The 7,390-nt window shown below is 66.2% G+C and carries 6 protein-coding genes; 3 read left to right on the top strand and 3 right to left on the bottom strand.

Translation table 11 applies throughout. From position 1 onward, the window contains the following. Positions 1 to 299: 299 nt before the first annotated feature. From JW958_03720 to JW958_03710, 3 genes are all read right to left on the bottom strand, one after another. On the bottom strand, positions 300 to 605 hold the full coding sequence (locus tag JW958_03720; GenBank protein MBN1825350.1) for a ferredoxin family protein: 306 nt from the start codon (positions 603 to 605) through the stop codon (positions 300 to 302). Positions 606 to 792: 187 nt separating this feature from the next. Continuing rightward, positions 793 to 1,230 carry a hypothetical protein gene (locus tag JW958_03715; GenBank protein MBN1825349.1) on the bottom strand — a complete coding sequence of 146 codons (438 nt, stop codon included), beginning with the start codon at positions 1,228 to 1,230 and terminating at the stop codon, positions 793 to 795. Beyond that, complete coding sequence (locus JW958_03710) at positions 1,227 to 2,780, bottom strand: sodium-dependent transporter (GenBank protein MBN1825348.1); 1,554 nt, start codon at positions 2,778 to 2,780, stop codon at positions 1,227 to 1,229. Before JW958_03710 ends, JW958_03715 begins: the two co-directional genes overlap by 4 nt. Positions 2,781 to 2,953: 173 nt before the next feature. Here JW958_03710 and JW958_03705 point away from each other — a divergent pair, with 173 nt between their 5' ends. The 3 genes from JW958_03705 to JW958_03695 all read left to right on the top strand — a co-directional run bounded on the left by JW958_03705 (position 2,954) and on the right by JW958_03695 (position 7,296). Then, entirely contained in the window at positions 2,954 to 4,483 is a 1,530-nt protein-coding gene (locus tag JW958_03705) for a sulfatase (GenBank protein MBN1825347.1), read from the top strand. Positions 4,484 to 4,516: 33 nt separating this feature from the next. Next, entirely contained in the window at positions 4,517 to 7,018 is a 2,502-nt protein-coding gene (locus JW958_03700; GenBank protein ID MBN1825346.1) for a PP2C family protein-serine/threonine phosphatase, read from the top strand. A gap of 95 nt (positions 7,019 to 7,113) precedes the next feature. After that, positions 7,114 to 7,296, top strand: a complete 183-nt coding sequence (locus JW958_03695; protein ID MBN1825345.1) for a hypothetical protein — start codon at positions 7,114 to 7,116, stop codon at positions 7,294 to 7,296. Positions 7,297 to 7,390 lie beyond the last annotated feature (94 nt).

Genomic DNA, 7,390 nt, shown 5'->3' with positions numbered 1-7,390 from the left:
GGGGAAAGGGGAAAAACCTGAAACCCTCCCTTTGCGCCCGTGGTTCGCGGCCCGGAGACGGATTCGTAAACGAGGGGGGAAAGGGAAAAAACCTGAAACACTCCCTTTGCGCCCGTGGTTCGCGGTCCGGAGACGGATTCGTAAACGAGACCGAGGGGCGCGAGGCGAGAAGCCACCTCGGACGAGGTCCCTCCCGGAGGCGTGGCCCTAGCCACGTTGAGGAAGGGACCGAAGGAGAGGTGGTTTCGCAGCCCGCGCCCCTCGGTCGCAGTAGAATCCGTCTCCGGATCGCGAACCGATCAGAAACCCAGTTCTTTCTTTCGCGCCTCGGCCGTCGGGAGGGGTTCCTGCTTCTCCGTCACCGACGGAAGCTCGGCCGCCTTTTCGGCGTTGATGGCCGCCCACTTCTCCTTGTCCGCCGGCAGGTCCTCTTCGGCGTAGATCGCCTCGACGGGACACTCGGGGATGCAGGCGCCGCAATCGATGCACTCCTCGGGATCGATGTAGACGCGCTTCTCGTCCATGTGGAAGCAGTCCACCGGACAGACGGTGACGCACTGCGTGAAACGACACCCTTCGCAGTTTTCGGTTACCACGCTCGGCATAGGAATCTCCTCGGTTTCAAGCCCGGAAGGCCGGACGGTTGCTTCTCTTCCACCGCGCCGCCTCGGGCCGGCCGGCGGTCCTTTCCGGCGCGCTCGGGGGGAGCCTCCGGAAAGGGAAACCTCTTCGCCGGGGTCCAGGCTATCGGGAATCCCGCCCCCTTGCCAAGCCTATTCGGGAAGGAAAAAGTCAGTCGCGGTCCGGCTCGAGGGCGCGTCGCATGGAGAGACCCGCGCCGCCGAAGAGAAGAAGCCCGGCGAACAGGAAGATCAGGATCCCCGATTTGGGGGGGGACGGGTACCAGACCGCCGTGTTGCCGCTCCAAAGCTCGGCGCCGTCCGGGGCGAGCGCGCGGAGCCGCGTGATCCCCGCGTCACGAGGCGTCCAGGAGAGAGCGCCCCTTTCGTCGAACACGCCGGCCCTCTCTGTCCGTTCGGTTTGGCTGTTGGGGCGGTAGGTCGCCTCCAAAACGAAGGGGCCCGCGCCCTCCGCTTCGCTCAAGCGGACCGTGATCGCCTCGCCGCGCACCGGGTGTGCGCCTTCCAGCTCCACCGTCACCGCCGCGGCCGTCGCGGCGGCGGCGAGCAGAAGAAAAAACGGCAGGGCGATCGTGGCGACTCGTCTCATCCGTCCACTCCGTCCATCAGCGATTTCCCGCGGCGGCGATGCCACACGCCCGCCCCGGTCAGGGCCAGCGCCCCGCCGGCGGTGAAAAAGATCCACCCAGCCAGCGCCAGCACCTCCAGGTTCCGGACCGTCCCGGTCTTCATGTCGTGGCCGTAGAGCCCGCCGGTCACCTCGCCCCGGATCGACCAGCCCAGGATAAAGAGGATCACCGCGGGGATGACGTAGCGGATCAGCCACTCGAAGGCGCGGGGAAGGTGAATCCTCGATCGCTCGTTCAGGTACGCCCGGAGCTTGTCCGCGCCGAGCACCCAGCCGACGAAGACGCACTCCAGGAAGCCGCAGGTCAGAAGCCCGTAGGAAAACGCCCAGTGGTCGAACAGATCGAGAAGAGAGAGACCGAGCGTGCCGTTCGAATCGAGGGCGGGATCGACGATATGGGGAAGGGCGAAGCAACAGGAGCCGATCGTCCCGATCAGGGAGATGATGATCACCGTCCGGCGACGGGAAACGCCGAACTTGTCGATGATCCCCGATCCGACCGCTTCCACCAGCGACACCGACGACGTGAGCCCCGCCGTCAGGAGGAGGGTGAAGAAGAGAACGCCGAAGAAACGGCAGCCGACGGGGAAGGAGCCGATCCCCTGGGGGATGACGAAGAAGGTCATGCCGAGGGTGGACGCGCGCGGCGCGATGGCGAAGCTGAAGAGGAGGCTGAAGATCGCGAGGCCGGCGATGTACTCGAAGGAGCAATTCAGGAAACTGATGGTGAAGGCGTTGGTCGTCTGGTCGGAACGCTTCGGAAGATACGAGGCGTAGGTCGCCATGATGCCGAAGCCGAGGGAGAGCGTGAAGAAGATCTGCGAGAACGCCCCCTGCCACACCTCGACGCTCCGCATCACCTCGAAGTCCGGCGTGAAGAGGAGCTGCAACCCCTGGCCGCCTCCCTCCAGCGTCACGCCGCGCACGATGAGCGCGATCATGAAGATCCACATCAGGGGGACGAAGACCTTCACCGCCTTTTCGATCGAGTTCGTTCCCCACCAGACGATCAGCGCGTTCAGGAACCAGACGACGATCACGTAACCGATGGTGTCGTAGCGGGAGACCATGTCGAAGAAGTGGGCCATGGAGTTGGAGAGAGCGCCCGGGGGGCACTGGAAGGCGGGAACCGCCGAGGGCTCCCAGAGGCTGCCGAAGGCGCGCAGCCACATCCCGAAAACCCAGCTGAGGATGGTGATGTAATACATGGTGATGACGCTGGCGTTCAGAAGACCGAACCAGCCGACCCACTCCCCCTTCACCCCCGCGATCCGGTACATCGCCTCGGGGAAACCCCGCTGCGCGCGGTTGCCGATCCCCAGCTCGAGCATCATCACCGGGATGCCGAGCAGGAAAAGCGCGACGAGATAGGGAATATAGAAGGCGCCCGCGCCGTATCGATAGGCGTTGGCGCTGAAAAAGACGATGTTGCCGAGGCCGATGGCGGAGCCGGACGCGGCGAGGATGAATCCGATCTTCGATTTCCACTGACCGCGATCGGTCTGGGACATGGCCGGCTCCTGGTGCGCGGGCGTTTCGCGCATAGACTATGCCGGAGGCGGCGGTTCTGTCAACCGCGCCGCCGGCCGCCCCTCGTCTACCGCGTCGCGTCCGTGTATAATGAGGCGGTTCCGTCCGGCGGGCCGCGGGAAACCCGCCGCGGGACCGACCCGGGAGGTTGTTCTTGCGCTTCGCGACCCTTCATCGGCAACGCCCCTCCGTTCCGCGCTTCCGCGGCGCGCGCCCCATCGCCGGCGCCGCGCTCCTCGCCGCGCTCCTCTCCTGCCAGCCGGCGGAGAAGGACTCCCCCACCGGCCTCATCGTCCTCTCCTTCTGTTCGATCCGCGCGGACCACATGAGCTGTTACGGCTACGCGCGGGAGACCACGCCGAACCTGGACGCCTTCGCGCGCGAGGCGGCGCTCTTCGAGACGGCGGTCGCCCCCTGGCCCAAAACATCCCCCAGCTTCTGCTCCATCATGACCGGCACCTACCCGCACAGGAACGGCGTGATGTGGAAAACCGCCGGTGTCCGTCTCGCCGACGAGAACGTCACCCTCGCCGAGATCCTGCGGGAGAGAGGGTACGCCACCGCCGCCTTCGTCTCCTCCGGAGCGCTGAGCGGCCACCTCAACATCCAGCAGGGTTTCGATCACTTCGAGGAGACATGGAAGCAGGACGCCCGGCGTTCCTACCCATTGTCGGTCCGATACGACCGAACCGCGCTTCGGGCGCTGGAATGGCTCGACGAGCGCGAGGAGGGACCGTTTTTTCTCTGGGCGCACTTCAACAACGCCCATTACCCGTACAAGCCGCCCGCCGAGCTGGCCGCGCCGTTCATCGGCGACTCCCTCTACAGAGACACGCTCACCGTCGATGTGGCGATCGAGGGATTCCGCGACATCGAACTTCCGCCGGGGCACCCCAACTCCGGTCAGGTGCTCCACAACGATCTGGGGACAATCCCCAAAAGGAGCGCCCTTCCCGTCGCGCCGGGGAGCCGCGACTACCGCGGCGATCTCGCCCACTACATCGCGCAGTACGACGGCGGGATCCGCTGGGCGGACCGCTCCGCCGGCATCCTCCTGGACGGGCTCCGCGAACGAAACCTCCTCGACGATGTGGTGGTCGTCGTCGTGGGGGACCACGGCGAGTCCCTCGGCGACCACGATTTTTACTTCGAGCACGGACGGTTCCCTTACGAAGCATGCGCCCGGGTGCCTCTCCTGATCCGCTACCCGTCGCTGATCGAGCCGGGATCGCGGCCGGCCGGTCCGGTGGGGACATTCGCCACGACGCCGACGGTGTTGGAGATCCTCGGCGTCCCGGTCCCCGGGACCGTGGACAGCCGCTCACTCCTTCCCCATCTGCGGGGCGGGCCGGCGCCGGAGCGCGTCGTCTCCGAATCGGGTTACGAGCCCGCTTTCCAGGTCTCCCTCCGGGAGGGGACGTGGAAGCTGATCCACGTGCCCGAATCCCGGGACCGGTCGATCATGCGGGGGGGCGAATTCGAGCTGTACGATCTCGCCCGCGACCCGAAGGAAAGGAAGGACCTCTGCGCGGAGCGCCCGGAGATCGCGGCGCGGCTCCGGGAACGATTGGAGGAGTGGTCGGCGGAGTGGGGGCGCGGGACGGAAGGAGCGGCTCCGGGCGACACGGTCGGTCTCGACGAGGCGACGCGGGAGAACCTCCGCGCCATGGGATACCTGAAATGACGCGCGTCGCGCGTCGACGGAGCGTTTGACCCGATGTGGACCTACCTGATCTGGATTCCGGCGCTTCTTCTTCTCTCCGCGGGGTGGTTCGCCGGCGCCCGAGTGTCGAAACGCGCCGCCCGGCGCATGACGATCGCTTTCGCGCTCGTCGTGATCGCCCGGCTCGTCGGCGGCACGCTGCTCTCCTTGGCGGACGCTTCCTGGCTTCCCTCCGCATTCCAGGGGAGACCGACCGCCTGCGCCGGGTTCATCCTTCACATCGCGATCCTTCTCTTCGCGATGGGCATCGCCGTCCGCACGATTCTGTCGAGCTATGAAGGAAAACGCCGGATCGCGAGGATCGTCTTTCTCGCCGTCGCCCTTCTCGCCGAATTCTTCGAACCGATTCACGCGCTGAACGCCATCTCCATTCTCGGCTTCCTTCTCCTCGCTCTTTCGACAAAATGGACGAAGGAGACCGCCGGCCTCCGGCGGCTCGGCCTGGCGATACTCGCCTTTCTCGCCTTCCTGACGAGCCTGATCGGGCAGAGCTGGCCCGAGCGCTACCTAAACACCCTGCTGACGCCGGGGGTGAAGATCCTCGACTTCCTGGTCATCTTCTTCGCCCTTCACTGCTTCTTCTCCTCCTTCCGTCTCGCCATCGGCGTTCGCGTTCGGGTTCGGAGAATCGGGAGAAGCCTGCTCTTCTCCCATCTCCTCGCCATCGTGGTGCCCGCCGCGCTGGTGATCGCCTTCCTGATGCTGACGACTCTCGCCGGCATCGCCGGCTATCGCGCCGAAACGGTGGAACCGTATCTGAACATGAGAATCGAGCGGATGGAGAGGGCGATGGCGATTCTGCTGGAGGGCGCGGTCGCCGAGGAAGCGGTCTTCGACCCGGTCCGCCTCGCGAAGGAATTCGCCGCGATCGAACCGGAAGAGAACGTCGCGTCGGGAACCCTTTTCCTGCGGAGCGGCGGAATCGATGAAGCGGAGGAGCCCCTTCTCTTCCTCTCCCCGATTGCGACGGCGGAACGGAATCGGCATCCCCTTCCGGACGATCCGGAGGCGTGGCTCATTCCCGAAACCGGATGGGTCTCCCTTCCGGACAGCTCCAACGGCATCGTTCTCGTTCGGGGCCGCCTCTTCCTCATCGCCCGAAACGAGGCGGAAAGGGATGACGGTTTCGTTCTCCGCGCCTTGCTGATTCGAGAGGTTCCCAGCGGGCGGATCGGCGACCTGGAACTCGCCCTCGATGCGCCGATCCGGATCAACACGCTGGTCAGCGTCAACTCGCAAGGCGGAGGAGTGCAAGTCAGCTTCGGCAATGAACAGGACCGGGCGGAAGCGGAGGAGGAGGAGGCGCTCTGGGATCGGGAGGACGGGGCGGAGGAAGAGTCGAACCGCCGGGACGGACTCGCCATCCCCGGCGGCGCCTTCCTGACGATCCATGAGTACGACCGGGAGGCGGGAAGCTGGACGGAACGCCCGGTGGCGATCACCTCACGGGCGTGGCCGGGCGACCTCTTCCACGGCCTCACCGGAGTCCGCGAGAACCGGATGAACCTGATCGCCCTGGTCCTCCTCCTCCTCCTGGCGCTTCTCTTTCTCGTCGTGGTCGGCGTGGTGCTCGGCACGGTGATCTCCATGAACCGCGGCATCGCGGCCGCAATCGGACGGCTCACCGGCGGCGCCCGCCGTCTCCGCGAGGGGGACCTCGCGAATCGGATCGAGGTGGTCGGCGAGGACGAGCTGGCCGGTCTCGCCCGGGAGTTCAACCGGATGGCGGAGGGACTCGAGGAGGGACGGAGGGTCGCGCTGGAGAAAGAGCGCGTGGAGGGGGAACTCGCCATCGCACGGGAGATCCAGCGCAAGCTCCTCCCCGCCGGGCCGCCCGAGGTCGCCGGACTGGAGGTGGCCGGGATCAGCACGCCGGCGCGCGAGGTGGGGGGCGACTACTACGACTTCTTCCTCTCCGAGGACGGGCGGCTCGTCTTCGCCATCGCCGACGTGAGCGGCAAGGGAGTGCCGGCGGCGCTCCTCATGTCCTCCATGAGCGCCTCCTTCCACGCCTACGCGGCGGGGCATCTCGACCCGGCGGCCGCGGCGGCGAAGCTGAACGCCTTCCTCTACGCGAGCACCAAGGCGGAGAGCTTCATCACCGGCTTCCTCGCCGTGGTGGACGGACCGGAAGGAGTGATCCGCTTCGTGAACGCCGGCCACGAACCGCCGGTGCTGATCCACGGCGACGGGCGAATCGAGACGGTCGAGGGGGGCGGGCTGATGCTCGGCGCCTTCCCGGAAGCGCCCTATGAAGAGGCGACGGTCCGTCTCGAAACGGGGGACCTTCTCCTTCTCTACACGGACGGCGTCACCGAGGCGATGAACCGGGAGGAGTCTTTCTTCAGCATGGAACGCCTGCTGGAGGAGGCGAAGGGGTTCGCGGGCCTCACCGCCGGCGAGACGCTCCAAAGGCTGACCGCGGCGATCCGCGGCTGGGTCGGCGACGCCGAGCAGTCCGACGACATCACCCTCGTGGCGCTGAGGAAACGGTAAAGGAATGCTCCTTCGGTAGCGAGGAGGTATCCGGCGCCGAAGGAGAGTCGGGACGCGGCAAGACTTCCCGCGGAAACGGGACAGGAGGTTCTGAAATGCCCGGAGCTTTCACGCACTACCCCCCCTACATGGTCGGCTGGGGAACGCTGGCGCTGATCAACGCGGGGATCGCCCAGGGAAAGAACCGGAGCGGCCTCCTCTGGTTCCTGGTCTCCCTTCTGCTGGGACCGATCGCCACCTTCCTGCTCGTCGCCTTCTTCCCCAACCGGCGGCGGTAGGGGCCGTACGAATTCGAAGCATGCCAAGCGGAAAAAAGAGAAACCCCCCGCCCGTCGAACGAGCGGGGGGTTCGAATCGCGAACCGAATCGATT

The organism is Candidatus Eisenbacteria bacterium, from assembly GCA_016930695.1.
Taxonomy (GTDB): Bacteria; Orphanbacterota; Orphanbacteria; order Orphanbacterales; family Orphanbacteraceae; genus JAFGGD01.
Note: the sequence above shows the minus strand (reverse complement) of the source record. Positions and strands in the feature narration are given on the sequence as shown.

Bases quoted from the DNA above. Each gene is read 5' to 3' on its own strand.
- JW958_03700 (MBN1825346.1), top strand. From the start codon at position 4,517: ATGTGGACCTACCTGATCTGGATTCCGGCGCTTCTTCTTCTCTCCGCG.
- JW958_03720 (MBN1825350.1), bottom strand. From the start codon at position 605: ATGCCGAGCGTGGTAACCGAAAACTGCGAAGGGTGTCGTTTCACGCAG.
- JW958_03710 (MBN1825348.1), bottom strand. From the start codon at position 2,780: ATGTCCCAGACCGATCGCGGTCAGTGGAAATCGAAGATCGGATTCATC.
- JW958_03715 (MBN1825349.1), bottom strand. From the start codon at position 1,230: ATGAGACGAGTCGCCACGATCGCCCTGCCGTTTTTTCTTCTGCTCGCC.
- JW958_03695 (MBN1825345.1), top strand. From the start codon at position 7,114: ATGCCCGGAGCTTTCACGCACTACCCCCCCTACATGGTCGGCTGGGGA.